The organism is Polynucleobacter sphagniphilus (assembly GCF_001953355.1).
Taxonomy (GTDB): Bacteria; Pseudomonadota; Gammaproteobacteria; order Burkholderiales; family Burkholderiaceae; genus Polynucleobacter; species Polynucleobacter sphagniphilus.
This window is the reverse complement of the sequence record NZ_MPIY01000004.1, coordinates 36202-60642: the sequence shown is the minus strand read 5'-3', so window position 1 is coordinate 60642 and position 24441 is coordinate 36202. Positions and strand designations below refer to the sequence as shown.

Genomic DNA, 24441 nt, shown 5'->3' with positions numbered 1-24441 from the left:
TGGCGGGCAATGCTAACTCCGGGTAGTGGGTGTGCAATCTGTCGCGCAATTTAGGAGCGCCCCAGGTCGGGAACTCCTTTTTGAGGTTCACGATCAGTTGCTCGACCTGGAAGGGCAGCCGATTGGCTTGCCTAAAGGGCCTTCTTGATCGATCCGTAAAGGCTTCTAAACCACTGTCTTTATAGCGATCAATGATTTTATGGCCAGTGACTCTGGAGATTCCAAACTCCTGGCAAAGGGTAGCAATCTTCTCGCCATCAAGGTAACGAGATACAAACTTGAGCTTTTCATCCATCTTCGTACTTTCATTCCACGGCATAGTAAGGTCCCTCCTATGCCAAAAACTGTAAAGTATGTGTCCGGTATAAAGTGTTAACTATGTGTCGAGTCGTACAAAACCCTCATAAGTAATGGTGGGGGCTTTGTATTTCATAAGCAATTGGAGGGGGTGCGATCTATTTGTAAATGATGAGTTGGTGATTTGTAAAGCCAGTAAAATTGTATTCACCATGAAACCTGTTTACGCCTATCTCAATTAATGACTAAGTCTGATTTTCTGCAGTATGCGCCATGGCCTTCATCGCAGACTCTGCTGAAAAGCTTGGAGCGCTCAGCTCTGATTACGCGCACTGTCATTGGTAATCTGAGTCAAGGGCAAGAAATTGTTTCTATTTCATCGAATTTGAATCCCCCGCATTGGGAATTTGGTCATCTCATTTGGTTTCATGAGTTTTGGGTGCATCGATGCGGGCTGGAGTCTAACCCATCGATTCTTTCTGATGCGGATGCATTATTTAATTCATTTGGGATTGTTCATGATGAACGCTGGCAAGTCCAACTGCCACCACTAGATACTCTTCAGAATTATTTTTCAGATGTCATCGAGCGTACTTTCACCATCCTGAGATCTGGATCCTTGACGCCTGAACAGGCCTATTTTATTCAGCTCTCTCTTCATCACCAGGATATGCACAATGAAGCATTTGCTTATATGTGGCAATCCTTGGCTTATGCGTGGCCATTGGATTTTGATGCAGATTCTGTTGCAATGCAGTCACTTGATCTAAGGCCATGCTACATTGATTTTGATGAGTGCCTTTTTCAATCAGGCTCTACTTCTCAGGCAGGCTTTATTTTTGATAATGAAAAATGGCAGCATGAGGTCTTAGTTCCTCAATTTTCAATTTCTAGTCATGCAGTGAGCAATAAAGAGTACTTGACTTTTTTAGAAGCTCAGATTGCAAGTGGAGGAAGCCCCTCGGAGCATCAACCGGCTTATTGGAAAAAAAAGGGCGATATTTGGTTTGAGCGTTTTTTTGATCAGTGGCTGGAGATTGATATAAAAGCGCCCGTTAGGCATATTTCCGCTCACAACGCTGAGCAGTATTGCTTATGGAGGGGCGTTCGACTGCCTACTGAAAATGAGCTCAGCCTATTGATGGCATCACCACATGCTGATTGGTTGCCTTCCGAGCTATGGGAGTGGACTAGTAGCACTTTTATGCCTTTTGAGGGATTTAGTTCCGATCCTTATCAAGATTATTCAGCCCCATGGTTTGATGGTAAGCATCGGGTTTTGAAAGGCTGGAGCTCATTTACCCCTAACTATCTGCGCCGCCCTCAATTTCGTAATTTTTACCTACCTTCTCGCAGTGACTTTTTTTGTGGCTTTCGTACCTGTTTAATATAAATTAGGTAAGCTCACATACTTACCTATCCATCTTCTTACTTTTAAATTGAGCTCTTTACTATGACATATAACGGTCGTCTTACCTCCCTCTCTCACGGTGGGGGCTGTGGCTGCAAAATTGCTCCAGGTGTTTTGAGCGATATTTTGAAGTCTTCTCCTATCCGTCAGATACCAGCCGCACTTCTTGCGGGTTCTGATAACAATGAGGATGCTGCCGTCTATCAACTCAATGAAAATCAGGCGATCGTCGCGACAACCGATTTCTTTATGCCCATTGTGGATGATCCTTATCAGTTTGGGCGTATTGCAGCAACAAATGCTATTTCAGATATTTACGCTATGGGCGCACAACCTCTTTTTGCCCTAGCACTATTGGGTATGCCAATTAATGTTCTTCCTTTGGAAGTCATTCAGCAGATTACTGCTGGTGGCGAGTCTGTCTGTGCAGAAGCCGGCATTATGATTGCCGGTGGTCACTCAATCGATACGGTAGAGCCCATTTATGGCTTGGTTGCAATTGGAGTGGTCGACCCTAAAAAACTCAAGCGAAATAGTGGTGCAAAGTTGGGCGATAGCATCATCCTTAGCAAACCCTTAGGTGTAGGCATTCTGTCCGCTGCATTGAAAAAAGAGCAGTTATCTGATTCCGCCTATAAAGAAATGATTGCTCTAACTACTAAATTGAACAAGCCGGGTGTAGTCCTATCTCAACTCGATAGCGTACATGCGCTTACGGATGTAACGGGATTTGGTTTGGCAGGGCATTTACTGGAGCTCTCAAGAGGTGCAAAGCTATCTGCCCAGATTCAGTGGAGCTCTATTCCAGTAATTGCTGAAGCAGTTAAGCTTGTGAAAGAGGGCACCTTTACTGGGGCATCTCCCCGTAACTGGCTCGGCTATGGCCATGAAATTTCGATGGCGCCTCATTTGAGTGAGTGGCAGCAAAATCTCTTATCCGATCCTCAAACTAGCGGCGGTCTTTTAATTTCTTGCAGCCCAGAAGCTACTGAGCAAGTATTAGATATTCTCAGAACGGATGGATTTAATCAAGCTCAAAAAATAGGTCAATTTGTACAGGGCTCAGGCCTTTTAGTGGCTTAAGTTCTATTTTTCAATTTACTAGAAAGTATCCAATTAAAATGAAACTACATCAGTTAAAGACTTCTCTTGGTTTAGTTCTAGCAACACTCTGCTTGAGTTTGTTTAGCCTTCAAGTAAATGCGCAGGCTGTCTTGCGTGTCTCTGCGATTCCAGATGAATCACCAACTGAACTGCAAAGAAAATTTCTCCCTTTGGGTGAATATCTTTCTAAAGAGACTGGCATGAAAGTCGAATTCATACCCGTGACGGACTATGCGGCTGTGGTCGAAGCGCTGGCAACGAATAAGGTCGATATGGCCTGGTTGGGAGGTTTCACTTATATCCAGGCAAAAATACGTACGAATGGTGCCGTTAAGCCGATCATTCAGCGTCTTGAAGATGAAAAATTTACCAGTAAATTTATTATTCCTGAAGGTAGCTCAGCAAAAACTTTGGTTGATTTAAAAGGTAAGACTTTTGCCTTTGGCTCTCCATCGTCAACTTCAGGTCACTTGATGCCGCGTTTTTACTTAATGAAAGCAGGCATTAATCCAGATAAAGACTTTAAGAGTATTGCTTTTTCTGGAGCCCATGATGCAACGGTCGCCTTTGTCGCGAGCGGTAAAGCAGATGCTGGTGCTTTAAATGCATCCGTTTGGGACAAATTATCAGATGTTAAAAATCCCAATACCGAAAAGGTAAAGGTGCTGTATACAACGCCTCCGTACCATGATTACAACTGGACCGTACGAGGTGGTTTAGATGCGGCGGTGACTAAAAAAATTAGCGATGCTTTTTTAAAGTTAAATGCTAATGATCCTGCTCAAAAAGAATTAATGGATCTTCAGAGAGCTAGCAAATATATTCCTACTAAGTCATCTAACTATGATGAAATCGAGAAGGCTGCCATTGGTGCTGGTTTGATTAAGTGAGAAAAGCAGCTTTTTTATTTAAGCAAGTTAGCTTTAGCCATAGCAATGGCAAAGAGGCGCTAAAAAATATCAACATTAGCGCCTCGGCTGGAGAGTCTATTGCGATTATCGGATCATCTGGTTCTGGAAAAACCAGCTTGCTTAACTTAATTGCAACTTCACTGCGACCAAGCGCTGGGTCACTGTCTGTATTGAATGTAGACCCTTGGGTGATATCAAAGCGAGACTTGCGGAGTTTGCGTTCAAAAATTGGCTTAGTCCATCAAGCAGCCCCTATCCCACCAAGACAAAGAGTGATCACCGCAGTCTTGGCTGGTCGCCTTGGTCAGTGGCCACTCTGGAAGTCTCTTTTATCACTAATCTACCCTGTGGATATTGATGGTCCTCAACTGTGTTTGCAAAAACTCGATTTAGCAGATCGCCTCTTTGATCGATGTGATCGTCTGTCTGGGGGTCAACTGCAAAGGGTGGGTGTTGCACGCGTACTGTACCAAGCGCCTCATTTATTGCTGGCTGATGAGCCGGTATCAGCGATGGACCCCGTTCTTTCTGATTTAACGATTCAGTGTCTTTTAGAGGATGCACGCACTAGAGATGCTTGTTTTGTAGCTAGCTTACATGCGGTAGATATTGCTTTGCGGTGGTTCCCAAGAATTATTGGATTGCGAGATGGGGAAGTCTTTTTTGATCTGCCAGCATCTGAAGTAAGTGAGAGTTTGCTACAACAGTTATATGAGTCTGAGCGTGGCGTTCTACCAAAACAAGGTAGTACAAATATATAGTGATGAGTAGAACGCTTTACGTTAGAGATCCTGATGCACTGAGACGGTTTTCAGTCACTGTGATTGCGTTGGCTATCTTGTGGCCTATGATGCAATTAGCCCAGTTTGATGTATTTGCACTATTTGAAGTTAGCAATCTCAAAGTGTTTGGTAACTTCTTGATTCAGTTTTTCCCACCTAATCTTCAGTCATCATTTTTAGCCTTAGTGCTAAAGGCCACTGTAGAGACTTTAGCTATGGCAACCGCAGGTATTGCACTAGCAATGCTAATGGCAGTTCCTTTAGGCTTAATCATTACCTATAGCCTATCGATTTCACGCATTGGCCCGGCCTCTGGGCATCGTATCGCTCGGCTCGGTAGATACCTTGCCCGCATGCTGATGTTATTGCTCAGAGGCATCCCAGAAATTGTGTGGGCTCTGCTCTTGGTGAGGGTGTTTGGTTTGGGTCCAATCGCAGGTGTGCTAGCAATAGCTATTACCTATGGCGGTATGCTTGCAAAAGTGTATTCCGAAATTTTAGAGACTGAAAATACTTTACCTGCCAGAGCGCTGCTGATGTTAGGTAGTGGTCGCATCAATGCATTTTTATATGGACTATTACCAGGCGCCTCCCAAGAATTAGCTTCCTACACCATCTACCGTTGGGAATGTGCTGTGAGAGCTTCCGTCGTAATGGGTTTTGTAGGGGCTGGTGGATTGGGTCAATTAATGGACCAGTCTATGAAGATGCTTAACGGTGGTGAGGTATCTACCATCCTAATCGTATTTTTATTGCTGGTTTTACTCGCAGACTACATTAGTCTCATTATTCGTCGGCAACTCGCATGAATCACTATCCAGCTCGCAAATTTTGTCTAAAGTGTTTGGTGACGATAGTCCTGATTGCACTATTTATAGTGGCGAGTTTTGCTTATCTTTCACTAAATCCACTAGCCTTATTTACTCAGCAAGCCATGAATGACGTTGCTGTTTATACGGCACGCTTTTTTCCACCTGATCTATCACCACCTTTTTTGCAAAAAGTATGGAGTGGCGTACTACAAACCTTGGCTATCTCTGCTTTAGCTACTTTATTGGCTGCTATTGTAAGTCTCTTTTTAGCGCTACCAGCAGCAGGACAGTTTGGTCACAGCGCAAAAATGGTCACTCGGTTTTTCTTAAATTTTCTGCGTTCTGTACCAGAGCTCGTATGGGCCGTATTAATGGTATTGGCAGTGGGTTTGGGACCATTTTCAGGAACTCTAGCACTCACCTTACATACCACTGGCGTACTAGGGCGTTTGTTTGGCGAGACCCTGGAAAATCATCCTCCCGCCGCTACGCAGGCGCTTCGGTTGGCTGGGGCAAGTAATACCCAATCATTTATCTATGGAGCCTTACCTGGGATATATTCCCAACTTCTCTCTTACAGTCTTTATCGCTGGGAGATGAATATACGTATGGCAACGATATTAGGATTTGTGGGTGCGGGAGGTCTCGGGCAAATTTTGTACTATGAGCTCTCTTTATTACATGAGCAACAAGCCTCAACGGTGATCATTGCAATGCTGATATTAGTTATTGGTGTAGATATGATTAGCAATAAACTCCGCAGAGTGCAAATGCATAGTCTTGGCTAAGCACTGTCATATGAAAAAAGGAATATTGAAGTGAGTCAAGAGCACAGGCCTAATCAAAAGTTAATGGATGAAATCATTGCTGGTCTTACCCAAGAGCAGCCATCGATATCTCCTAAATTTTTCTATGATGAAATTGGTTCTCACTTGTTTGAGGCGATTACTTTTTTAGAGGAATATTATCCAACCCGAACTGAAAAACAGATCATGATGCAATATGGCGAAGCAATTGCTTTGACGATAGGCAAGAGTGATGTTTTATTAGATCTTGGGGCAGGTAATTGTGAAAAAGGAAGTGCATTATTTAATTCTTTAAAGCCTAAAGAGTATCGGGCGCTTGATATTTCTAAAGAATTTTTAGAGCAAGCAATCTCTGGTTTACAAAAAGAATTTCCACAAATTCAAATGCAAGCGCAAACCTGTGATTTACAGGAAGAATTAGCATTTCCTGATTTAGTGGATCGCAAGAAAACGTTCTTCTACCCCGGCTCCTCAATAGGAAATTTTGATCCAGATGCTGCGCTAAGACTATTCAAAAATATTGTGAAAGTATGTGAGGGTGATGGTGGTTTACTCATTGGAGTTGACCTAGTGAAGAATCATGAGGTTTTGTCTCGAGCTTATAACGATGCCCTCGGTATAACTGCGGCATTTAATAAAAATATGCTTTTACACCTCAACCGTCTTGCTAAAACAGACTTTAATTTAGCGTATTGGGAGCACTATGCGATTTTTAATGAGCAACTTTATCGGATTGAAATGTATCTACGATCTACCCACAATCAAGTAGTTGCTTGGCCTGGCGGTGAAAAGCATTTTGATAGTGGAGATCTTATCCACACAGAAAATAGCTATAAGTACACGCAAGAAAAATTTGAATCTCTTTTAAAAAGTGCTGGCTTTAAGGATGTGTACTCGTGGACTGACCCGAATCATTATTTCTTGGTAGCTTATGCTACCGCTTAGGACATTGAGTAGCTACTTAACTAGACTTTTTATGAGCTTTTGAATCGATTTTTGCTCTAATTCTGGCTTGATAATCTTTTTTCGCACAGCAATCGCCTTGCACAATTTTTGATAAAAGGCTGTATTAGTCTCAGCCTTAGTCAGAATCTTGCTTAAAGCCACTTGGTCGCCTACTGGATAGTAAGCTGGATAAGAGTGTCCTAGTAAGCCTCGATTGCCTGGAATATCTGAAGCAATCACAGGTATACCAATGGCAATGGCTTCAGATACTACGTGAGCGCCACCCTCCATAACGCTGGAGATGATCATGACATGAGAACGAGAAAGCCACTGAAGCGTTTTAGAGTGGCTGAGCTGTCCTAACCACCGATATCGATCAATTTTTTTATCAAGAGAGATGGCTTCTTTTTTAAAGTCGGGGCTCATTGCTTGGCCGAGTTGTATCAGTTGGATTTTGCTATCTGGCGGTAATAATTTGATGGATTGTGCTGCGCAAAAGGGATCCTTTTCACTTCGCAAATGACCGATGATACTTGCTAAAAAATGACGCTTTGGCGGCTCTTTTTTAGTGATACCTTTTACTGACTGGTAAATCACTCGCACTTTAGTATGAAATTTCTTAGGCAAGGAATGAATAGCTTCTGGTTGAAGAACTACGATTGCATCAGCCATCTCCATTGACTGGATCACTTTCTTTGAGTTTTTGAGGTCTCGATAGATATCTGTTCCAGTCATGATTAAAACGACAGGGTGATCTGGATGAGTTCTCTTAAAGCTTTTAATTGAGTCATAGCTTCGTAGCCCATGGAGTGCAATCAGAAGATCACATGACTTTCCAGACCATTGCTCTGTAACGGTACTTTGATAATTTAAGTGCATCAAAAATTGATGCCACCGTAAAGCAGTAATGCGGTTACCGTGTAGAGCACCTGGAGGTGCAGGCGTTACGATTTCGATACGTAGTTTCAATTCAGCAATTCCTAGTTAGCCTAGATTTAAATATTGCTCAAATTCTAGGATAGATAGGAAATATTTGTTTAAAGTCCACTAATTGTCAAAAATTGTATCTTCGGGTGTGATAGTCTAAAGATTCGCTAAACCGATTGGAGATATAGATGAAGATGAATCATATTTTTGCAAAAGCTGCTTTAGTAATAGGTGTTGGGATCGCCTCATGTGGCGCATATGCCCAATCCATGAAAGTGACTCTCACTGGCTCTCAAGAGGTGCCCCCAGTCATGACCTCCGCATCCGGAGTGGGTGCAATCATGGTTGCTCCAGATGGTTCAGTATCAGGAACAATTACCACCTCAGGTATTGATGGAACAATGGCGCATATCCATGAAGCTCCTATGGGGCAAAATGGTCCCGTGATCGTGCCATTTACTAAGACTTCGGATAATGTTTGGTCAGCCCCTGCTGGCGCTAAATTAACCGAGGCTCAGCTACAAAGCTTGAAGAGCGGCAATCTCTATCTGAATATCCACAGCGCTACAAATAAGCCGGGCGAAATCAGGGCTCAGCTCAAGTAATGTGAATTTAGATACATCCTTACCCCTAGATTACTGAGCCACTAAAAACACCTTTGGGTGGTTTTTTTGTTAATCGTCCACTATGGGTCGGAAGCGGCCTATCGTCAATAAAGTATTTGAGGTGACAAGCGTTACTTTAAGTAACGCTTATTCACTTAAAAGTAATTTGGAACAACGAAGTGCTAAACGGTTGTTCCAAATTTTCTTTGGTTTTGAAAACCAAAGAGCGAGCCAGCACTTCCTTTAAATCCCTGAATTTGCTTGCGCATTTGCTTACACACCGACACTGACCACCCGCAGATCTTCTGTTTATATGACTCTATCTTGGATGTCTGCTCTCATAATCCTTTGGTCCCAGGTTCAAGTCCGGGTGGGCCCACCAGAAAAGCAAACCCTCATCAGAAATGGTGAGGGTTTTGTCTTTTGGGCGTTACTTTAAGTAACGCTGGTATAGGATCTATTAATCAGTGAATTGTTCCGCTCAGAGCGAATTCCCTAAGAGCATTACCAGGCGTGATTGTACTTTTGTAAAGTGGTCCACAGGGAGTGTCGGCCATCATCATTGAAAGTGAGTAGCAATCATCTGCATAATGCATGGACTGATAGCCTTCTAGGTGATAGGTGAACATATTCAAAATACCAATGATGCTGCGATTAGTTGATTTGCAATACACCACCTTTTCAAGATGATCTAATTCCTGTCGCATAAAAGATTCGCTTACACCTTGAGCAAGCAGGATCTTAAATAGGTATTGTGGGAATCGCTCTACTAGGTTTAATGCCGGGGCTAGAGGCATCAACACTGGTAGCAGGGTTCTTTCATTTACAAACAAGGCTACCTGTGGTTTTGAAAATATTGCTTTAGCATACCAGTTACCCAAAATATTGTCTCCCTTTCCAGCGGGTTCGTTGACGCCTGAAGAGACTCGATCTAATAATTGTTTTGAGCAGTGTAAATAAAACATTGAAAAGTGTCTCTGATTAGGTTAAGACTGGAATCAATGCATGTGTAACTCTAGGTAGTCCAGATTTACGAACTTGCCATAAGTCATAGGCTGCCTGTAAACCTAGCCAAACGCTAGCACTACCTCCATTTTTCTCGCCTAACCATGCCTCAATACGAAGAGCCATTTCTGGAGAAATACCAGCTTTACCATTGATCACTCTAGAAAAAGCAGCTCGAGTTACACCAAGCTGTTCTGAAGCATCTGTTACGGTTAGTTTTAACGCTGGAAGAATATCCTCTTTCAGAGTAAGGCCTGGGTGGGGTGGGTTATACATTTTAGTCATCATTATTCCTATTCTTTTAGTGATAATCTTGATAATCAACAAGTATTACATCTTCACCTTCAAATTTAAACGTCATTCGCCAATTTCCATTTACCGAAATTGAATAGTGATCCTTTAGCTTATCTTTTAAAAGATGCAATCCCCAACCAGGTATATTCATATCTTCCCATTTTTTTGCAACATGTAATCTAGCTAGCTGCCTACCTAGCTTATTCGCATGAGCCGCCTGGATTCTAGACTTTTTACCTGTTTCAAAAAAGAGCTGTAAGCCTTTATGGCGAAATGTTTTAATCATGATGTATCGTATACTGATACTATACGATATGCAACTAGTGTAGTTAAATTATTAATCAATCGTTTTTCTAAGTATTGTTTAAAGTAACGTTCATCACCCCCATATTCCCCCAAAATCTCCCCATAAACCATCGCAACTAGCCACACTTTCTTTTGGCTAAATTGATCACTGTTTTTCCTCCAATCAGATTGTCCTAGCCTAGTGTCAGAAGCTAAAGTATGTGTATGTCAAATAAAAAAGAAAGTACACATCAACTCATACACCGTAACCTAACCCTCTATCAGCGCGAGCATAGTGCCGTATGGCAATGTCGCTATAAGGTAGATAACAAGTGGATTAGATCTACAGCTAAAGAAACCCAGTTTGATTTAGCGGTGAATAAGGCTAAAGAGCTATTGGTAGAAGCAGAAATTCGTAAACGCTCTGGCATCCCAGTGGTTACCAAGCGCTTTAAAGATATCGCTATATTAGCTATTGATCGGATGGAGCGAGCCATAAAAGGTGGCTTGGGTAAGTCAATCTATAAAGACTACATCCGCATCATTAATGAGCACTTCATCCCTAGTCTTGGGCAAAGACTCATTACCAATATTGACTACGATGCTCTGCAGCAGTACTACGATGACCGTGAAGCTAAGTATGGCTTAGCGCTATCGAACAGCAATCGCAAAACACAAAATGCTGCATTTAACAGGGTATTTGATGAAGCCATTGTTATTTATAAGATGCTTTATCTACCTATTTCTCGCTTTTTAAGCCTCAGTTAATTGGGTGTTGTTGGGCAGGTGTCAATTATTCGAGACTAGCTTCCCCATCCGTGCGATCAACATAAGTTTTTGGTTTCCAGTGAACATCGAGCTAAGCTTCAGTATGAAAGTGCTGCTGGAAGTGTTGAGATGAGATGGCACGCACCTAAGCAAAGATCCGAATCAGTAAATGATGAAGACATAGTCCAGGGAGTAGTGAGGGCTACGCAAAATTGAAGTCTTTGATCCTCTAATCAAGTACTGGTGTACCTTCCAGAAAAAGTAAACGCTCTTCAGAAATGATGAGAGGTTTTGGTATTAATGATCTTGGATGATTTTCTCAAATGCGTTTATGAACGACTGAGGAGCCTGAGCACCCTGTAAAAGATATCGATCATTTAGAATGATGGCGGGTACAGAGCGAATATCGGCGTTTGTATAAGTAGCTTCTTCATCCCGAACTTCTTTTGAAAATTCTTCTCCTTCTAGTATCTGTTGTGCTCTAGCTATATCTAATCCCGCTCGTTTAACTGCATCCAATACATTGGCATGATCATCTAGATTTACTGCAAGGCAAAAGTAGGTAATCAGCAATTCTTTTTTTAAGGCTGCTTGCTTTTGTAGGCCATGATCTTTGGCAGCCCAATACAGCAAGCGGTGCGCATGAAAAGTGTTGTATACCCTTTTTCGACCATCAGGGTGAAATTCAAATCCGGCTACAAGTGCCTTTGTCCTTATATTGGCTTGATTGATTTTGACTTGCTCCACGGCCAAGCCATATTTTTCAGTAAGGTGTTCTATGGCATCTTGACCGCCTTGGGCCATGTTGGGGTTAAGTTCAAATGGGCGAAAATGAACTTCAAAATTTACCCTCTCACTTAATGCGGCCATAGCTTGATTGAGATTACCTAAGCCCACGGCGCACCAAGGGCAAGCTACATCGGATACGTAATCTATTTTGATCGTTGACTTCATTGACTTTATTCTACAGAAGCCTACCGAGAATAGGTATTTATCAATGCAGTTTTTAAGTAATTGGCTAGCCCAGATATTTCTGAGTCAGCCGATCTTCTTTATGCCGCTTCTTTGACTTCCTCAATAGCAAACTTTGAGTTGCCACCAATCAAAATCTTACGCGGCAGTTTTTCTTCGGGAATCACATTTTCTAACTTGATAATGAGCAAGCCATTCTCGATATCTGCAGAGCGCACAATCACAGTCTCTGCCAATGTAAAGTCGTGGCTAAAATCCCGATTAGCAATTCCTTTGTATAGGTATTCTCCTGTTTGCTCAGTCTTCACTTTGCCGATAACCGTGAGTTTATTACCCTCGGCGGTAATATCAAGCTCATCATTTTTAAAGCCAGCCACTGCAATTTCTATTGCATAGTCGCGTTCATTTTTCTTGATGATGTTGTATGGAGGGTAGCTTAGCGCTTTGTTGAGCGTTTCTCCGGAATTCATTTCTTCAATCGCATTAATCAGGCGATCAAAGCCAACAGAGCTTAGTAAAACATTTCTACCAAATGGATAAGACATCGTTTTCTCCTTAAATTAAGCAAGTTCACAATTTCCTGGACCCCGAAGGCATCCAGTTAAGCAATACTTAAGGGTTAATTTTTTGGATTTCAAGGGGCTTGAAATTAGATTTTTTTGCCCATAAATAAATAAATGACGGCAAATATTCCCCATTCAAAAAAGGGTTATTTACTGCTGTCATCTTCAGGGAATTTAATAGCAAACTGACCTAATGGAGAAAATAAAATGCTCGATGCTGACCATTTAGAGCTCCAGGAAAATACCCGGGAGCCCATTACCAGACCCAAGCTAAAGCGCTTGATTCTGGAATACCTGCAAAAGAGAAGTCGGAAAGAAATTCTGTTGGAAGACCCTTGCGACCAGGACTCAGGCTCCCTCGAATAGGCGTTCAAAGGCTTTTTGGGGTCTTGAAATCGCCAACAATATCCCCAAATAAGGTTGATTATTCTTTTTTATGGGAAATGAAAAAATGACTGTTGCTACAAAAGAAACACTTGGATTTCAAGCGGAAGTAAAGCAGCTTTTGCAGTTGATGATCCACTCCTTATATTCCAATAAAGAAATTTTCTTACGTGAGCTTATCTCGAATGCTTCAGATGCTGCTGATAAGTTGCGCTTTGAGGGAATTGCTCACCCAGACTGGTATGGGGATGACCCAGAGCTGAAGATTAAGGTCGAATTTGATAAGGCCAGCAAAACAGTAACCATTTCTGACAATGGAATTGGCATGAGTAGGGAAGAGGTCATCAACAATCTGGGTACGATTGCACGCTCGGGCACAAAAGAGTTCTTTGCTAAGCTCTCTGGCGATCAGCAAAAAGATGCAGCTTTAATTGGTCAATTCGGTGTGGGCTTTTATTCTGGATTTATCGTGGCCGACCGAATCACTGTAGAGACTCGTCGAGCTGGACTTCCTCCATCTGATGGTGTTCGTTGGGAGTCTGATGGTTCTGGTGTATTTACAATCGAAACCATCGACCGCCCGCAACGTGGAACTTCAATTACCCTACATCTGCGCGAAGGTGAGGATGACTTCCTCAACTCATACAAGCTTAAATCGATTATTCGCAAGTATTCAGACCATATTTCTTTGCCAATTCAAATGCGCAAGGAAGAGTGGGATGAAGATAAAAAAGAGCAGGTGATTCGGGATGAGTTTGAAGGCATCAATCAATCATCGGCACTGTGGGCTCGAAATAAAACAGAGATTACAGAAGATCAATATAACGAGTTTTATAAGCACCTATCTCATGATTATGAGAATCCCTTGTGCTATTCATTGAATCGAGTCGAGGGTAGAAGCGAATTTACGCAGCTGCTCTATGTACCAGCGCGTGCACCATTTGATCTGTGGGATCGCAATAAGCGGGGTGGTATTAAGCTTTATGTGAAGCGTATTTTCATTATGGATGACGCTGAGAAGCTGATGCCAATGTATCTTCGCTTTGTTACTGGCGTGATTGATTCGGCTGATTTGCCTTTGAATGTCTCTCGAGAAATCTTGCAAGAGTCTCGTGATATCAAAGTGATACGGGAAAGCTCTACTAAGCGTGTTTTGAGTATGCTTGAAGAATTAGCTAGCAGCGAAGATGAGGGCAAAAAGGAGAAATATCGCACTTTCTGGACCCAGTTTGGTCAGGTCCTTAAAGAGGGTGTAGGTGAGGATCAAGCGAACCAAGAGCGTATTTTCAAGCTTCTTCGTTTTGCAAGCACCCATACTGATTCTTCAGAGCAAACCGTGTCCTTAGCTGAGTATGTTTCTCGTATGAAAGAAGGGCAGGACAAAATTTACTATGTCACTGGCGAATCATTTAATGCTGCTAAAAATAGTCCGCATTTAGAAATCTTCCGCAAGAAGGGTGTTGAAGTGCTTTTGCTGTCTGATCGTGTAGATGAGTGGATGCTCTCATTTATCACCGAATTTGATGGTAAGCAGTTGGCATCTATTGCCAAGGGTGACTTAGACTTGGGAAGTCTGAGTGATGAAAAAGAAAAGAAAGAGCACGAGGAAACTGAGAAGCAATTCAAAGACCTGGTTGATCGTATGAAGAAGGTCTTGGAGAATAAGGCAAAGGATGTGCGTGTTACATTCCGCTTGACCGATTCCCCTGCCTGCTTGATTGCTGATGAAAATGAGCTTTCTGGAAATTTATTGCGAATGCTAAAGGCTGCCGGTCAAAATGCGCCAGATATGAAGCCCATCTTAGAAATTAATCCAGAACATCCATTGTTATCAAAACTAAAAGATGACGATCAGAAATTTGATGAGTGGACTAATCTCTTGTTCGATCAGGCCCTCTTGGCGGAGGGTGGGCAGTTAAATGATCCAGCAGGTTTTGTAAAACGCATGAATCATTTGCTATTAAATTAACCCGCTATCACTCTTCTGCTGCGGGTGTCGTATAACGGCTATTACCCTAGCTTCCCAAGCTAGAGACGAGGGTTCGACTCCCTTCACCCGCTCCAGTAATTGGATAAGCGTGACTTCAGGTAATGCTTATTCCTCTAAAAATACTTTGTGGTGATGAGGCGTTAGGCAGTTTTTTCAAAAAAACCTTTGGACTCGGGTTTAAGTCTGGGTGTTAACCAGCAATATTAAATCCTCATCAGAAATGGTGAAGGTTTTATTTAGGCGGTGCTACTTGCTAGGGATTGCAGTAATGGCACTTAGCTGGATCAGCAGTGACCTGATTGGCAATCAGCTCTTCTTTTTTGTCTCCACATTTAACGCATGACCAGATATTAGCGATAGGGAGATTTGTCGGGACTCCACAATGAGAACAAGGCAATCCTTTTTTAGTTTCCGTAATTGAGTATCCCGGGGATTTGCATCCAGGACAAAGCGAAGTCATTTTTTTAGCTAGATCTTGAGTTGCCTTCAGGATATTTTCCATCCGAGTCGGGTTTATGTGGGCTCGTAGGTCATTCTCTACAAATACATTGCCTTTTTTAGAGAGGTTTCTGGCCCAGTCATAGGCCTGTCTAAGTGATCTAATGGTGTCAATTCCTTTGCGACACTCAAGATGGTATTCATCATCAGGCTTTATAACCAAGTGATGGCTTGGAAACCGAGCCTCAGGTAGAAAGGCGGTGAGCTCATCCCAGCTCGATACTAGCATGTTCGCACTTTGGGCTTCACCACCATAAAAGCCAGTGATTTCTATCTCATGAATATCATCCACCAATATGACTAATTCGTAATTCCAGGGAATTATTCCAGCGAAAGGATCATTTGCAAAAGCACCTTCGCTTGCAATGCCTATTTGGGTGCCCGCAAGCTCCATACCTATCCTCGCTTTCTTCCTGGCAGCATCTAGTTGCGAACCATATCTTGGAATATCGCGAGTAAAGCTTCCTAATTTATCAGTGTCATACCCATTGACATGGCTTACCTCTAGGCCATTCGTACTCAGCAGTAGGGGGCAAATAACAGATTCTTTACCGTGCTGAGTTAAAAGGCTTGCCTGTAATCCGAGATAAGGCTTGAGATCGTTTGGCATATTGAATGTCAAATCCTTTAAGCAAAATAGTTAGCAATTGCGCTATAGATAGGGATTCCTAAAATAATATTCAAAGGAAAGGTAATACCTAGTGACATCCCCATGTAGAGGGCGGGATTCACCTCCGGCATAGCATGACGCAACACGGCTGGCACCGCGATATAGGAAGCGCTTGCTGCCAGAATCATTAGTAGAATCGTATCGCCAAGCGGTACATGAAATAAGTGACATAAGCTCAGCGCAATGAGCGCGTGAACGGGCGGCGCTATGAAAGCATATGCCAGAGTAATAGGCGGCTTCCCTTTAAGTTCACTGATACTTTTGGCGGCAACCAAGCCCATGTCTAGCAGGAAGAATGCCAATAGGCCTTTGAATAAATCAATCGAGAATGGCGCCATGACTTTATGACCGGCATCACCTGATATCAAGCCAACGACCAGTGATCCCAATAAAAGAAGCTGCCCGCCATCAGTAAATGACTCGTGCAACACTTTACCTAATGATGTATTGGAGGTTTTGCTATCGAGATTTTTTTGCCTAATATGGTTTGCAAGCAGGATGGCGATGATGATTGCAGGCGACTCCATCAGTGCCATCGCTGCAGCCATATGCCCCCCATAGCTAATGCCGTTTTGATCTAAGACTTGGGTGGTGGTGATAAAGGTGACTGCGCTAATTGATCCATACGTGGCAGCAATTGCAGCAGCATCCAGTTTGTCAAGCTTGTGCTTGAGAAGGTTGTAGCCTAGCAGTGGAATCAAAATGGCTAGTGTGATTGCCAGCCCAAGACTAAGGGCAATTTCAGGGGTAAATCCAGATTTATTGAGCGCAAATCCACCTTTTAATCCCAGCGCCATGAGGAGGTATAGCGACAGAAAGCGAGAGATGGGCTGTGGAATCTCTAAATTAGATTTAACCAAGCCAGCAAAGATGCCGAAGATGAAAAACAGAATGGATGGGTCTAGTAAATTGGTCATATATTTCCTTTTGGACTCATTCTAGGAAGGTAACTATATAAAGTAAAATCGAAATTAAGATAGTTATATATAGATAAATACCTATGAATATTACTTTTAGGCAATTACGCCTTTTTATGGCTTTGGCCGAGACTGGCAGTGTGAGTGCAGCGGCTCGCATGGTTCATGTAACTCAGCCCACTGCGTCGATGGGGCTCAAGGAAATCACCGATGCTATTGGGGTGCCACTTTATGAAGTGGTGGCCAGAAAAATTCATCTAACGCAAATGGGTCATGAATTAGCAAAAACGGCTAGAGCAATATCTGGTGAATGGGAAGCTTTTGAGCAGCAGGTCGATGGGGTCAAAGGATTAACGCGGGGTAAGTTAAAGGTGGCTGTGGTGAGTACTGCCAAATATTTCATTCCAAGAATATTGGGAATATTTTGTGCGAAATATCCACAAATAGACATTGCCTTAGAAATATTAAATCGGGACGGCGTGGTCAATAGGCTAGAAGAGAACTTGGATGATCTATACATCATGTCTCAGCCACCAGTGCATTTAGATATTGAAGACGCAGTGTTTATGCCAAATCCCCTGGTATTGGTAGCATCTAAGGCACACCCCTTTGCTAATAAAAAAAATATTGAGATTGCCTTATTAAAAGGCGATAAATTTATTTTTAGAGAAAAAGGCTCCGGCACACGAATGACAGCGGATGCGCATTTCAAAAGATTGAAATTTAAACCGGATGTTAGGCTTGAGCTAGGTAGCAATGAGGCTATTAAGCAGGCAGTGATAGGTGGTTTGGGTGTAGCCGTACTTTCTCAATATTCTCTTGGCGATAAAGCTGATCAAGAAGAGGTCGCCATTTTAAAGTGTAAAGAATTCCCAATAGAGTCGAGTTGGCATATTGTGAGTCCAAAGGGTAAGAAGTTATCGCCGATAGCAACTATATTTAAAAAACACTTATCTGAGCAATCCAAGGAATGGGTAAAGGCCTAATAAACCTATTTCATCTGTGCAGTTTGCTTATATTTAAAAAGCTGGGCTGGGGTAAATTTGTTGGGATATGTACTTACCATGTTTGTCTACCTTAACCAGGATGATGTCGCCGGTACTGACATTTTTCCCGATATATGATTCGATATTGACCTGGTGAGTAACTAAGATAAGCGGTGTTCTTGGATTTTCTTTGAGTTGAACTTGAATGAGTTTTTCTAAATCCTGAGTCTGTTTTTTGGCCGTACGCGCATCATCAAAAAAAAGAGCCAAGCACAGGGGTGCTGCTGACCGGCCCTTTATTTAACAGCCTTGCTGTATCAAGACAGCGACACCAAGGGCTGCTAAAGATATTTGCAGATAGAATGCCTTGAGTACTTAACCACTGTCCAACCAAGATGGCCTGCTGCCTACCTTTATCCCCCAAATTTCTTTGTGTGGAGCATTGATCTATTTGGTAGCCTGCCGGGTCACCATAACCAGGCGCATCAGCATGGCGCATGAGTAATATATGCTGACCATCATCTAGATCATTTGCAAGATTGGCTCTGGCCTGTAAGGCAAAAAAACTCAGTAAGATAGCGATGAGCAGGGAGATTAGTGTTCTCATAGTTTTTAGACTCAAAAAGATGAAGGGAGTGCTTTGATCAGGGTTTAAGCGATTCTAATATCAGCTAAGGTGTTCTGATCTATCGAGAGGCGAACGCCGAGTGAGCCAGAGTTTGCAAAAACTGGTGATTTTCTCAAGCTAATTTCCAGCGATTGAATTTCGGGGTATTTTGAGCAAATTTGAATGATGCGCGTCATGAGTCTTTCCTGAGTTTCGTAATGACCATGACCTGCAATCTGAATAATCTCCAGGACTAGTGGATCATAGTCAAACACATTTTCCATGAGGTCTTCTGCAATGAAGACTAGTTTTGAGTCAATGAATAGCGTTAAATCTAATAGATGTTCTTTGGGTACGGTGGCATCGGGACCATAGGTGCCAATTTGTGTTTGAAGCTTCAGATCTTTTAATTCAATGCAGGCGTTTGATTGCATAAGGGGCTTTATAAATTGGTTTGGTGTTGTGTCTTTTGAATTTGGGAGGCTAAATGGTGGCCGCTGAGCCAGGCACCCTCCACTCTGCCTCCATTGAGCCAATCCCCGCAGTAGCCTAGTTTTAGATCTTCACAAAGTCTAAAGCCAGAGATTGGAGCGGCATGTCCGCTTGCATAACGCCAGCGGTGAATCGATATTTTGGCTGCATCGCAATTCAAGCCCAGTCTTTTTGCGCAATCAAGAATTTCCTTGGCAGCCTCATCTTTATCCCGCTCCACCCATACTTGACTCCACAGTGGATTGGCATGGATGGTCCACGTCTCCATTCCTGCTCGGTTTGGTTTTGAATTGTTTCGTGATAACCAGCTAATAATCTCACTATTAATGAAAGCCGCATCAAATGGCATATTGGTTTTTTCTGTAAGGGTGGCCATCACTGTCCAGCAAGCTTGCATATTTGCTCGCTTGACAACTTCTTCTATTGGCCGATCTATTGATTGAGTAATCACCAGCGCCTGTGGTGCCGGTAGTGCCAAAACAAGCCAATCAAATTGCTCCTGGATGGCGCCATGCTCTTGGCTATGCAGTAACCATTTGCCTTGATCATAGGCTATATGATGAATGGTTTGGTTTAATTTAACCACTAAGTTTTTGGCTAAATATTGACCAGGGGTGTTCATTGCAGGATTGCCTACATAGCGATTTTCCTTAGAGGCGCTATCTTGCCACTCGCCAGCCTTAAACACCTGAAGACGTGGTTCCCAAATCGCAGCTACATCGTCTTTGATCCATTGTTTGAGTTCATTAATAAATAGTGGATCTCTCGCTGTGAAATATTGAGCTCCATGATCAGCATTCCAATCTGCTGTGCTACGAGTACTCATGCGACCGCTTACCCCACGACTCTTCTCATAGACCCTGACTTGGTAGCCGAGTGCTTTTAAGCGAGTAGCGCAGCTTAATCCTGAAATGCCAGCACCAATGATAGCAACGCTGATTTCGGAGCAATTTTGCTCATGCATGATGAAGCTTCATTTTTCTAAAAGTTAAATTAATCCTGGGCGAATGAATCGTTTTTGTTTTTAGTAAGGCATGTTTCCAAAATTCTTGGGTAGGTGGGTGCATCACCAGGGCGCTACCATTCTCCAGTAAAAGGGTGCTAGTTTTTTTATCTTGTTTATGCTTAAAAGCAAATTTACGGGTAGCACCAAGACTTAATGAGGCAATGGGTGATTGTGAATCTAACTCTTTCTCATCATCACTGTGCCAACCCATGCCATCTTCCCCATCATGGTAGAAATTGAGTAGGCAAGAATTAAATTCTGCATGGGCAAGCTCTTCCATTCGATCCTTAATGACTAGTAATTCCGGGGTCCATACTCGAGGTTCTTTTTTGACGCCAGAGTAGGTATACGTGCATTGCGGATCGCCCACCCAGGCCACTTTGCGACGAGTGGTGATTTTTTTACCAAATAGGATTAATTGATCTGCTTCCCATGGAATTGAATGTTGCAGATGATGCATGAATTGGGCACTACTTTCGACATCCATAAAGGCCGATTGATAGTAAACAGAACCATCCTTTGGTAATCGGTTTAGCTTGGCTTGCTTTATATCGATTTCAAATAAGCTTGTTTGATTCATGAAGGGAGTATGGCCTGAGCGCAAAATCAATAAAAACTCTAGAATATCCTTAATTCTTATTTCTTGATGAGGTCCTACAATGAGTCAGTATCTTTACACCTCATTTATTACTTTGCTCACCATCTTATTGATGCTCGTCCTCAGCTTTAATGTAGGAAGGGCTAGAGGCAAATATCAAGTGAAGGCTCCTGCAGTTTCTGGACATGAACTTTTCGATCGTGCCTACCGGGTTCAGCTCAATACTATTGAAAACGTGCTTATGTTTCTACCGGCCTTGTGGCTCTATGCTGTTTTCCTTGGGGATAAAGGTGCAGGGGACTCCGGTGTGATTTGGCTCATTGCTAGAGTTTGGTATGCCGTTTCATATCAACTCAATCCAGCAAAACGTGGATTGGGTTTCTTAATCTCTATTTTAGTTATAGCTGGCTTGTGGACTGGCGCTGCTTATGGGATGTTTCATCAACTGATGAAGGGTTCAATATGAAAGCCCCAGATAAGCGATGCTGTGGATCGGGTGTTTGCATTATTAATGATGCAGGAGAATGCTGGTGTGGGCAAGTTTGGGATGGTGAAAAAATGACTGCGCCTAGCTTCAACTCCCAGCGAAACGCCAATCAGAATCAAACCGAAGATCCCACTGCACTCAAACCTGAAAAGTAGGCCTTCTGGGGCTGGATAAGGATTTTTAGGGTGCTTTAACCAGAAGATAGATAAAAGTGATTAACTGGAAAAGGTTAATTACTACACTGGCTCCATGAAGTAGGTGAAATTGCCTATTACGTCCACTATCTTTGGCCTTATTTATTTTCGCGGTTAAGTAGAAAAGGGTAAGGGCAAATAACGCTGCGCAGATTCCTAGCAATGCTCTACTGATTGAGTCTGAGGCAGTCCATATGCAGATTAATGTGAGCAACCCTAGAGTGGCGTAATACTTTGGAAAAAAAATCCGCACGTATTTGCTTGACCATTCAACCGGCAACACCTTAAAAACAGTAGGAGCTACTACCACAGTAAAAAAGAGCATGATGCCAACCATGCCAGATAAAAGATAGTTAGTAATCATGATCACTCTCTCAGGAAATTATCCGTAAACTCTACGAAGTGAGTGGGCAGCCACCCCATCTTTAAGAGCCTCACGCACAGGTATTGCAATAAAGTTGATACTCTTTTTAACTGCTAAGCGTTCAATGTAACTTGGGGTGGGCCTCTGAATCAGAGGGAAGGCCCAGTCAGGTAAATTCATCATGCCGGCTCGGCTTATGAGCTTTATAAAAGGTTTTGCAGTGAGATTACTTGGAAAGTTTTCTAATAAATGCACAATACTTCTAGCGCGCTCTCCAAAGTAAAGCTCGGGAATGTAAGATTTAATTGCCTCGCTGGTACTTTGATAAGTAACCGGTAAATCACTTGTACCCATTCTTTTCCCGATAAAGCTCATCTCCAAAAAATATTGATCTTTGTCTTGGGCACTCAGTTTTTCGTGTCGATAGTCTTCAAAGGAACCCATAAAGCTATAAGTCTCGGTCAGATGCACCCAAGAGAGTAAATGGGGGTCTGTAGCGGAATACGGTTTCCCAAATTCATCAAAGCCGGTAATTTTGGTATGAATTTGATTTACCTTCTCGATAATATTGTTGGCCATTTCGACAGAGCCATAGGTCGTTGCTGCTATGAAAAATGCCGTTCTGCCTAATCTACCTTTGAGATCTTGTCTGAAACTTGAGTGATCCCACACTCCCGCTAAGGCTTGAGGATGAAGAGCTTGCAAGATGAGTGAGCTGATTCCTCCAATCATCATGGAGATAAAGTCTGCATGTACTTTCCATGCGACAGATTCTGGTCCGAATAGACCGCGATCTCCTTTGGGGGTCAGGAATGCTACTGGGGGGCCGCCCCCGCCAACCATTTCTCGGATCGTTTTACGAATCAAATCATCAAGCATGGCGCTAATGCATCATGAAATTTTTTAAATCATCATCTTCAATGATTTCAGAAATAAGATCTAGCCTGATACGAGGATTGTTTTGGGCTAGCAAATGATTTTTTTTGTGCAAGAGAGATGGGTAGAAGCTCTGCGAGACGATTTGATACCCAGCCACAGTCTTCTGTCATATAGGGCTTCTTAAACGGAGCATCGCTTAATAAATTTTCACTCTGAATCACTGTAATAATTTCGTCTAATAAATTTGCTACCCGCTGATGTTCTTTAGGAATGGGGATAAGCGGATCTTTTTCCAAAAGCATGATTTCACCAACCCACAGACCGTTTGCCTCTTGAGAGCTACTGAGTAACTGAAAGCGCTGCGTTCCAAATGATTTGGTCATGTATAAAGCGGGTTGAATTGGATCAAAGTCCTCGATGAGTGCAAGAGTACCAACGCTAGAGAATCTTGGGGTTGGGTTGTCATGACTGTCATCTTGATGTTGGATGATGCTAATTACGCCGAATTCAGTTTTTTCACGTAAGCACTGCTTGATCATGTCTAGATAGCGTGCTTCAAAAATTTTTAGAGCGATGACCCCATCAGGAAAAAGGACTGTTTCCAGAGGAAACAAGGGAATTTTGCGTAAGGCAACATTGAGATCATTCATCTGATCAATGTAATGGATTTGTAGATTTTCTGCTCAATAGGAAGTAAGGCTAAAACCATTTATTTCAATTTTTGAGGTCCGCCCTGCAATAAATGCAATTTCCGATTACATTGGATCCTTGATACCTGGAGAAACAGAATGATACAAAAACTACGCATCAAGCTTGCCCGTTGGATATTAGGAAAACATTGTCCATGCTATCAAATGGGTTATCACAGCATGGTCGACTTCCAGCAGCGAAGTGCTGATCAGCTGGCTAAATCTAAAGAGCGAAAAAATACTGCTTAATTTCTAGGCAAGCGAGTTTGGTATGAAAACTTGGCAAATGCGAAGAAATTGTGCACTCACGCCAAAACAGCTCCTTAGGTTTTATATTGCTTTAGTTTGCATTTCGGCGACGGTAGCCACTGGTTTTTTATTGGCTGGTGTTTGGGTTATTTTGATTTTCACATGCATCGAACTGAGCGTTGTCACTACAGGGTTTTTAATTTACTGTAGACACGCGCTCGATTCTGAATCAATTGAAATTGATGGCAGTCGACTAATTGTCAAAAAATTTATTGCCTACAAAGAAACAGTGTATGAATTTAATACCAAGTGGGTAAAAATAGAATTACCCATCGGAGACGGAAAAACATTCTTTATCAGTCAATCTAATCTGCGTATTGAGCTCGGTCAGTTTTTGAGGCGAGAGCAGCAACTTGCTTTAATTTCTTCAGTTCGGGCCCACTTGAGATGATGTCAATCTGCTAAGACGCCATGCGGTTAGGCTACTTAGGGAAATCTGCGTCATTAGTAAGAGTGGGGTGAGGCAATTTAATATTAAAAAGTAGTTGGCGAAGGGTGAAAGCATGACAGGCATGCCATCATGTAGGGCTGTTTCGCGCAAGTAATCCCTACGGGGTATCAGAAGAAAGTTTGTAAAAGCGAGATCCAATATGAAAACGAGCGTCGGAGTGCGAATTGTTTTTAGTTGGAACAAACCTCTTTTAATTAATACATTGGAAACGCTCAATAGGATGAATGCTCCCCCTAAAAAATAATATGAAAGATGCTGGACCAAAAGGTCAGCTTTCATGCCGGCTGCCTGCGAGTCGAAGATGAAAAAGTACATCATTGCGCAAGCAAGGGCTTGTATGAGGGTGCCTCCAGCCAAAATATACGCAATCCATCTCAATAATCGAGTGGTGAGTGGATAAGGGGTTTGGGTAGTATCAACCATGAGATAAAAA

Annotated in this window: 32 protein-coding genes and 1 tRNA gene; 16 read left to right on the top strand and 17 right to left on the bottom strand. The window is 42.6% G+C overall.

The window, feature by feature from the left end:
* Window positions 1-319 (bottom strand): helix-turn-helix domain-containing protein (locus BOQ04_RS06330; protein WP_143742159.1); only part of this gene is annotated, 319 nt, incomplete at its 3' end.
* A 219-nt stretch (window positions 320-538) separates the two neighbouring features.
* On the opposite strand from BOQ04_RS06330, the gene BOQ04_RS06325 reads away from it, so the two are divergent.
* The 7 genes from BOQ04_RS06325 (at window position 539) to egtD (ending at window position 7068) form a co-directional block, all read left to right on the top strand.
* Window positions 539-1690, top strand: coding sequence for an SUMF1/EgtB/PvdO family nonheme iron enzyme (locus tag BOQ04_RS06325; protein ID WP_076023928.1), 1152 nt, complete (start codon window positions 539-541; stop codon window positions 1688-1690).
* Between the two features lie 60 nt (window positions 1691-1750).
* Window positions 1751-2791, top strand: coding sequence for a selenide, water dikinase SelD (gene selD / locus BOQ04_RS06320; RefSeq protein WP_076023927.1), 1041 nt, complete (start codon window positions 1751-1753; stop codon window positions 2789-2791).
* A 38-nt stretch (window positions 2792-2829) separates the two neighbouring features.
* Complete coding sequence (locus BOQ04_RS06315) at window positions 2830-3702, top strand: putative selenate ABC transporter substrate-binding protein (RefSeq protein ID WP_076023926.1); 873 nt, start codon at window positions 2830-2832, stop codon at window positions 3700-3702.
* Window positions 3699-4484 (top strand): phosphonate ABC transporter ATP-binding protein, encoded by a 786-nt coding sequence (locus BOQ04_RS06310; RefSeq protein WP_076023925.1) that lies wholly within the window; start codon window positions 3699-3701, stop codon window positions 4482-4484. Before BOQ04_RS06315 ends, BOQ04_RS06310 begins: the two co-directional genes overlap by 4 nt.
* 2 nt (window positions 4485-4486) lie before the next feature.
* Window positions 4487-5314 carry a PhnE/PtxC family ABC transporter permease gene (locus tag BOQ04_RS06305; RefSeq protein WP_076023924.1) on the top strand — a complete coding sequence of 276 codons (828 nt, stop codon included), beginning with the start codon at window positions 4487-4489 and terminating at the stop codon, window positions 5312-5314.
* Between the two features lie 38 nt (window positions 5315-5352).
* A complete protein-coding gene (gene phnE / locus BOQ04_RS06300; protein WP_342418068.1) occupies window positions 5353-6105 on the top strand; it encodes a phosphonate ABC transporter, permease protein PhnE in 753 nt (250 codons plus the stop codon).
* Window positions 6106-6168: 63 nt separating this feature from the next.
* The gene (gene egtD, locus BOQ04_RS06295; RefSeq protein ID WP_076023922.1) at window positions 6169-7068 is read left to right on the top strand and encodes an L-histidine N(alpha)-methyltransferase; all 900 of its coding nucleotides are present in this window, start codon (window positions 6169-6171) and stop codon (window positions 7066-7068) included.
* Window positions 7069-7080: 12 nt separating this feature from the next.
* Here egtD and senB read toward each other — a convergent pair whose 3' ends face one another.
* Complete coding sequence (gene senB / locus BOQ04_RS06290; RefSeq protein ID WP_076023921.1) at window positions 7081-8037, bottom strand: selenoneine biosynthesis selenosugar synthase SenB; 957 nt, start codon at window positions 8035-8037, stop codon at window positions 7081-7083.
* Window positions 8038-8183: 146 nt separating this feature from the next.
* Between senB and BOQ04_RS06285 the strand changes: the two genes are divergently transcribed.
* On the top strand, window positions 8184-8600 hold the full coding sequence (locus BOQ04_RS06285; protein WP_076023920.1) for a CHRD domain-containing protein: 417 nt from the start codon (window positions 8184-8186) through the stop codon (window positions 8598-8600).
* A gap of 464 nt (window positions 8601-9064) precedes the next feature.
* On the opposite strand, the gene BOQ04_RS06280 is transcribed toward BOQ04_RS06285, so the two are convergent.
* The 3 genes from BOQ04_RS06280 to BOQ04_RS06270 are packed head-to-tail and all read right to left on the bottom strand — an operon-like array spanning window position 9065 to window position 10185.
* Window positions 9065-9565: a DUF6933 domain-containing protein gene (locus tag BOQ04_RS06280; RefSeq protein ID WP_076023919.1), complete on the bottom strand. Its 501-nt coding sequence runs from the start codon at window positions 9563-9565 to the stop codon at window positions 9065-9067.
* A gap of 16 nt (window positions 9566-9581) precedes the next feature.
* A complete protein-coding gene (locus tag BOQ04_RS06275) occupies window positions 9582-9890 on the bottom strand; it encodes a HigA family addiction module antitoxin (protein ID WP_076023918.1) in 309 nt (102 codons plus the stop codon).
* Between the two features lie 16 nt (window positions 9891-9906).
* Window positions 9907-10185 carry a type II toxin-antitoxin system RelE/ParE family toxin gene (locus BOQ04_RS06270; RefSeq protein WP_076023917.1) on the bottom strand — a complete coding sequence of 93 codons (279 nt, stop codon included), beginning with the start codon at window positions 10183-10185 and terminating at the stop codon, window positions 9907-9909.
* A gap of 224 nt (window positions 10186-10409) precedes the next feature.
* On the opposite strand from BOQ04_RS06270, the gene BOQ04_RS06265 reads away from it, so the two are divergent.
* Window positions 10410-10952: a hypothetical protein gene (locus BOQ04_RS06265; protein ID WP_076023916.1), complete on the top strand. Its 543-nt coding sequence runs from the start codon at window positions 10410-10412 to the stop codon at window positions 10950-10952.
* A gap of 297 nt (window positions 10953-11249) precedes the next feature.
* Here BOQ04_RS06265 and BOQ04_RS06260 read toward each other — a convergent pair whose 3' ends face one another.
* Together BOQ04_RS06260 and BOQ04_RS06255 are read right to left on the bottom strand one after the other, a co-directional pair.
* Window positions 11250-11906 carry a DsbA family oxidoreductase gene (locus BOQ04_RS06260; RefSeq protein WP_076023915.1) on the bottom strand — a complete coding sequence of 219 codons (657 nt, stop codon included), beginning with the start codon at window positions 11904-11906 and terminating at the stop codon, window positions 11250-11252.
* Between the two features lie 98 nt (window positions 11907-12004).
* A complete protein-coding gene (locus BOQ04_RS06255; RefSeq protein ID WP_076023914.1) occupies window positions 12005-12469 on the bottom strand; it encodes an Hsp20 family protein in 465 nt (154 codons plus the stop codon).
* Between the two features lie 469 nt (window positions 12470-12938).
* Here BOQ04_RS06255 and htpG point away from each other — a divergent pair, with 469 nt between their 5' ends.
* Both htpG and BOQ04_RS06245 read left to right on the top strand, forming a co-directional pair.
* Entirely contained in the window at window positions 12939-14840 is a 1902-nt protein-coding gene (gene htpG / locus BOQ04_RS06250) for a molecular chaperone HtpG (RefSeq protein ID WP_076023934.1), read from the top strand.
* A gap of 20 nt (window positions 14841-14860) precedes the next feature.
* A tRNA-Gly gene (locus BOQ04_RS06245) sits at window positions 14861-14935 on the top strand.
* A 179-nt stretch (window positions 14936-15114) separates the two neighbouring features.
* Here BOQ04_RS06245 and BOQ04_RS06240 read toward each other — a convergent pair.
* Window positions 15115-15969 (bottom strand): DUF6671 family protein, encoded by an 855-nt coding sequence (locus tag BOQ04_RS06240; RefSeq protein WP_076023913.1) that lies wholly within the window; start codon window positions 15967-15969, stop codon window positions 15115-15117.
* A gap of 17 nt (window positions 15970-15986) precedes the next feature.
* The gene (locus BOQ04_RS06235) at window positions 15987-16946 is read right to left on the bottom strand and encodes a sodium-dependent bicarbonate transport family permease (RefSeq protein WP_076023912.1); all 960 of its coding nucleotides are present in this window, start codon (window positions 16944-16946) and stop codon (window positions 15987-15989) included.
* An 83-nt stretch (window positions 16947-17029) separates the two neighbouring features.
* On the opposite strand from BOQ04_RS06235, the gene BOQ04_RS06230 reads away from it, so the two are divergent.
* A complete protein-coding gene (locus tag BOQ04_RS06230; RefSeq protein ID WP_076023911.1) occupies window positions 17030-17932 on the top strand; it encodes a LysR family transcriptional regulator in 903 nt (300 codons plus the stop codon).
* A 33-nt stretch (window positions 17933-17965) separates the two neighbouring features.
* On the opposite strand, the gene BOQ04_RS10830 is transcribed toward BOQ04_RS06230, so the two are convergent.
* Genes BOQ04_RS10830 through BOQ04_RS06210 form a run of 5 tightly spaced genes read right to left on the bottom strand, consistent with a single transcriptional unit; the run spans window position 17966 to window position 20617 of the window.
* Entirely contained in the window at window positions 17966-18202 is a 237-nt protein-coding gene (locus BOQ04_RS10830; RefSeq protein ID WP_198929297.1) for a hypothetical protein, read from the bottom strand.
* Window positions 18186-18539 (bottom strand): SixA phosphatase family protein, encoded by a 354-nt coding sequence (locus BOQ04_RS10825; protein WP_198929296.1) that lies wholly within the window; start codon window positions 18537-18539, stop codon window positions 18186-18188. The genes BOQ04_RS10830 and BOQ04_RS10825 overlap by 17 nt, the downstream gene beginning before the upstream one ends.
* A gap of 44 nt (window positions 18540-18583) precedes the next feature.
* Window positions 18584-18973 carry a dihydroneopterin aldolase gene (locus tag BOQ04_RS06220; RefSeq protein ID WP_076023910.1) on the bottom strand — a complete coding sequence of 130 codons (390 nt, stop codon included), beginning with the start codon at window positions 18971-18973 and terminating at the stop codon, window positions 18584-18586.
* Between the two features lie 8 nt (window positions 18974-18981).
* Complete coding sequence (locus BOQ04_RS06215) at window positions 18982-19995, bottom strand: NAD(P)/FAD-dependent oxidoreductase (protein WP_076023909.1); 1014 nt, start codon at window positions 19993-19995, stop codon at window positions 18982-18984.
* Complete coding sequence (locus tag BOQ04_RS06210) at window positions 19988-20617, bottom strand: alpha-ketoglutarate-dependent dioxygenase AlkB family protein (RefSeq protein ID WP_076023933.1); 630 nt, start codon at window positions 20615-20617, stop codon at window positions 19988-19990. The genes BOQ04_RS06215 and BOQ04_RS06210 overlap by 8 nt, the downstream gene beginning before the upstream one ends.
* 79 nt (window positions 20618-20696) lie before the next feature.
* On the opposite strand from BOQ04_RS06210, the gene BOQ04_RS06205 reads away from it, so the two are divergent.
* On the top strand, window positions 20697-21101 hold the full coding sequence (locus BOQ04_RS06205; protein WP_076023908.1) for an MAPEG family protein: 405 nt from the start codon (window positions 20697-20699) through the stop codon (window positions 21099-21101).
* Window positions 21098-21277, top strand: a complete 180-nt coding sequence (locus BOQ04_RS06200) for a hypothetical protein (protein WP_076023907.1) — start codon at window positions 21098-21100, stop codon at window positions 21275-21277. Before BOQ04_RS06205 ends, BOQ04_RS06200 begins: the two co-directional genes overlap by 4 nt.
* 25 nt (window positions 21278-21302) lie before the next feature.
* Here the strand turns inward: BOQ04_RS06200 and BOQ04_RS06195 are convergent, their stop codons facing one another.
* From BOQ04_RS06195 to BOQ04_RS06185, 3 genes are read right to left on the bottom strand one after another with little or no spacing between them, the layout of a single operon-like run.
* The gene (locus BOQ04_RS06195; protein WP_076023906.1) at window positions 21303-21680 is read right to left on the bottom strand and encodes a DUF4149 domain-containing protein; all 378 of its coding nucleotides are present in this window, start codon (window positions 21678-21680) and stop codon (window positions 21303-21305) included.
* 18 nt (window positions 21681-21698) lie between these two features.
* Window positions 21699-22559: an oxygenase MpaB family protein gene (locus BOQ04_RS06190; protein ID WP_076023905.1), complete on the bottom strand. Its 861-nt coding sequence runs from the start codon at window positions 22557-22559 to the stop codon at window positions 21699-21701.
* A gap of 47 nt (window positions 22560-22606) precedes the next feature.
* Complete coding sequence (locus BOQ04_RS06185) at window positions 22607-23209, bottom strand: LON peptidase substrate-binding domain-containing protein (protein WP_198929295.1); 603 nt, start codon at window positions 23207-23209, stop codon at window positions 22607-22609.
* 138 nt (window positions 23210-23347) lie between these two features.
* On the opposite strand from BOQ04_RS06185, the gene BOQ04_RS10715 reads away from it, so the two are divergent.
* Both BOQ04_RS10715 and BOQ04_RS06180 read left to right on the top strand, forming a co-directional pair.
* The gene (locus BOQ04_RS10715) at window positions 23348-23497 is read left to right on the top strand and encodes a hypothetical protein (protein WP_158025480.1); all 150 of its coding nucleotides are present in this window, start codon (window positions 23348-23350) and stop codon (window positions 23495-23497) included.
* 22 nt (window positions 23498-23519) lie between these two features.
* Window positions 23520-23948 carry a DUF2244 domain-containing protein gene (locus tag BOQ04_RS06180; protein ID WP_076023904.1) on the top strand — a complete coding sequence of 143 codons (429 nt, stop codon included), beginning with the start codon at window positions 23520-23522 and terminating at the stop codon, window positions 23946-23948.
* Window positions 23949-24441: the final 493 nt, after the last annotated feature.

Bases quoted from the DNA above. Each gene is read 5' to 3' on its own strand.
- selD (WP_076023927.1), top strand. From the start codon at position 1,751: ATGACATATAACGGTCGTCTTACCTCCCTCTCTCACGGTGGGGGCTGT.
- htpG (WP_076023934.1), top strand. From the start codon at position 12,939: ATGACTGTTGCTACAAAAGAAACACTTGGATTTCAAGCGGAAGTAAAG.
- BOQ04_RS06185 (WP_198929295.1), bottom strand. From the start codon at position 23,209: ATGAATGATCTCAATGTTGCCTTACGCAAAATTCCCTTGTTTCCTCTG.
- BOQ04_RS06235 (WP_076023912.1), bottom strand. From the start codon at position 16,946: ATGACCAATTTACTAGACCCATCCATTCTGTTTTTCATCTTCGGCATC.
- BOQ04_RS06265 (WP_076023916.1), top strand. From the start codon at position 10,410: ATGTCAAATAAAAAAGAAAGTACACATCAACTCATACACCGTAACCTA.
- egtD (WP_076023922.1), top strand. From the start codon at position 6,169: ATGGATGAAATCATTGCTGGTCTTACCCAAGAGCAGCCATCGATATCT.
- BOQ04_RS06215 (WP_076023909.1), bottom strand. From the start codon at position 19,995: ATGCATGAGCAAAATTGCTCCGAAATCAGCGTTGCTATCATTGGTGCT.
- BOQ04_RS06325 (WP_076023928.1), top strand. From the start codon at position 539: ATGACTAAGTCTGATTTTCTGCAGTATGCGCCATGGCCTTCATCGCAG.
- BOQ04_RS06275 (WP_076023918.1), bottom strand. From the start codon at position 9,890: ATGACTAAAATGTATAACCCACCCCACCCAGGCCTTACTCTGAAAGAG.
- BOQ04_RS06255 (WP_076023914.1), bottom strand. From the start codon at position 12,469: ATGTCTTATCCATTTGGTAGAAATGTTTTACTAAGCTCTGTTGGCTTT.
- BOQ04_RS06220 (WP_076023910.1), bottom strand. From the start codon at position 18,973: ATGCAATCAAACGCCTGCATTGAATTAAAAGATCTGAAGCTTCAAACA.
- BOQ04_RS06260 (WP_076023915.1), bottom strand. From the start codon at position 11,906: ATGAAGTCAACGATCAAAATAGATTACGTATCCGATGTAGCTTGCCCT.
- BOQ04_RS06280 (WP_076023919.1), bottom strand. From the start codon at position 9,565: ATGTTTTATTTACACTGCTCAAAACAATTATTAGATCGAGTCTCTTCA.
- BOQ04_RS06180 (WP_076023904.1), top strand. From the start codon at position 23,520: ATGAAAACTTGGCAAATGCGAAGAAATTGTGCACTCACGCCAAAACAG.
- BOQ04_RS06270 (WP_076023917.1), bottom strand. From the start codon at position 10,185: ATGATTAAAACATTTCGCCATAAAGGCTTACAGCTCTTTTTTGAAACA.
- BOQ04_RS06230 (WP_076023911.1), top strand. From the start codon at position 17,030: ATGAATATTACTTTTAGGCAATTACGCCTTTTTATGGCTTTGGCCGAG.
- BOQ04_RS10825 (WP_198929296.1), bottom strand. From the start codon at position 18,539: ATGAGAACACTAATCTCCCTGCTCATCGCTATCTTACTGAGTTTTTTT.
- BOQ04_RS06285 (WP_076023920.1), top strand. From the start codon at position 8,184: ATGAAGATGAATCATATTTTTGCAAAAGCTGCTTTAGTAATAGGTGTT.
- BOQ04_RS10715 (WP_158025480.1), top strand. From the start codon at position 23,348: ATGATACAAAAACTACGCATCAAGCTTGCCCGTTGGATATTAGGAAAA.
- BOQ04_RS06200 (WP_076023907.1), top strand. From the start codon at position 21,098: ATGAAAGCCCCAGATAAGCGATGCTGTGGATCGGGTGTTTGCATTATT.
- BOQ04_RS06305 (WP_076023924.1), top strand. From the start codon at position 4,487: ATGAGTAGAACGCTTTACGTTAGAGATCCTGATGCACTGAGACGGTTT.
- BOQ04_RS06190 (WP_076023905.1), bottom strand. From the start codon at position 22,559: ATGCTTGATGATTTGATTCGTAAAACGATCCGAGAAATGGTTGGCGGG.
- BOQ04_RS06195 (WP_076023906.1), bottom strand. From the start codon at position 21,680: ATGATTACTAACTATCTTTTATCTGGCATGGTTGGCATCATGCTCTTT.
- BOQ04_RS06315 (WP_076023926.1), top strand. From the start codon at position 2,830: ATGAAACTACATCAGTTAAAGACTTCTCTTGGTTTAGTTCTAGCAACA.
- BOQ04_RS06240 (WP_076023913.1), bottom strand. From the start codon at position 15,969: ATGCCAAACGATCTCAAGCCTTATCTCGGATTACAGGCAAGCCTTTTA.
- BOQ04_RS06205 (WP_076023908.1), top strand. From the start codon at position 20,697: ATGAGTCAGTATCTTTACACCTCATTTATTACTTTGCTCACCATCTTA.
- BOQ04_RS06210 (WP_076023933.1), bottom strand. From the start codon at position 20,617: ATGAATCAAACAAGCTTATTTGAAATCGATATAAAGCAAGCCAAGCTA.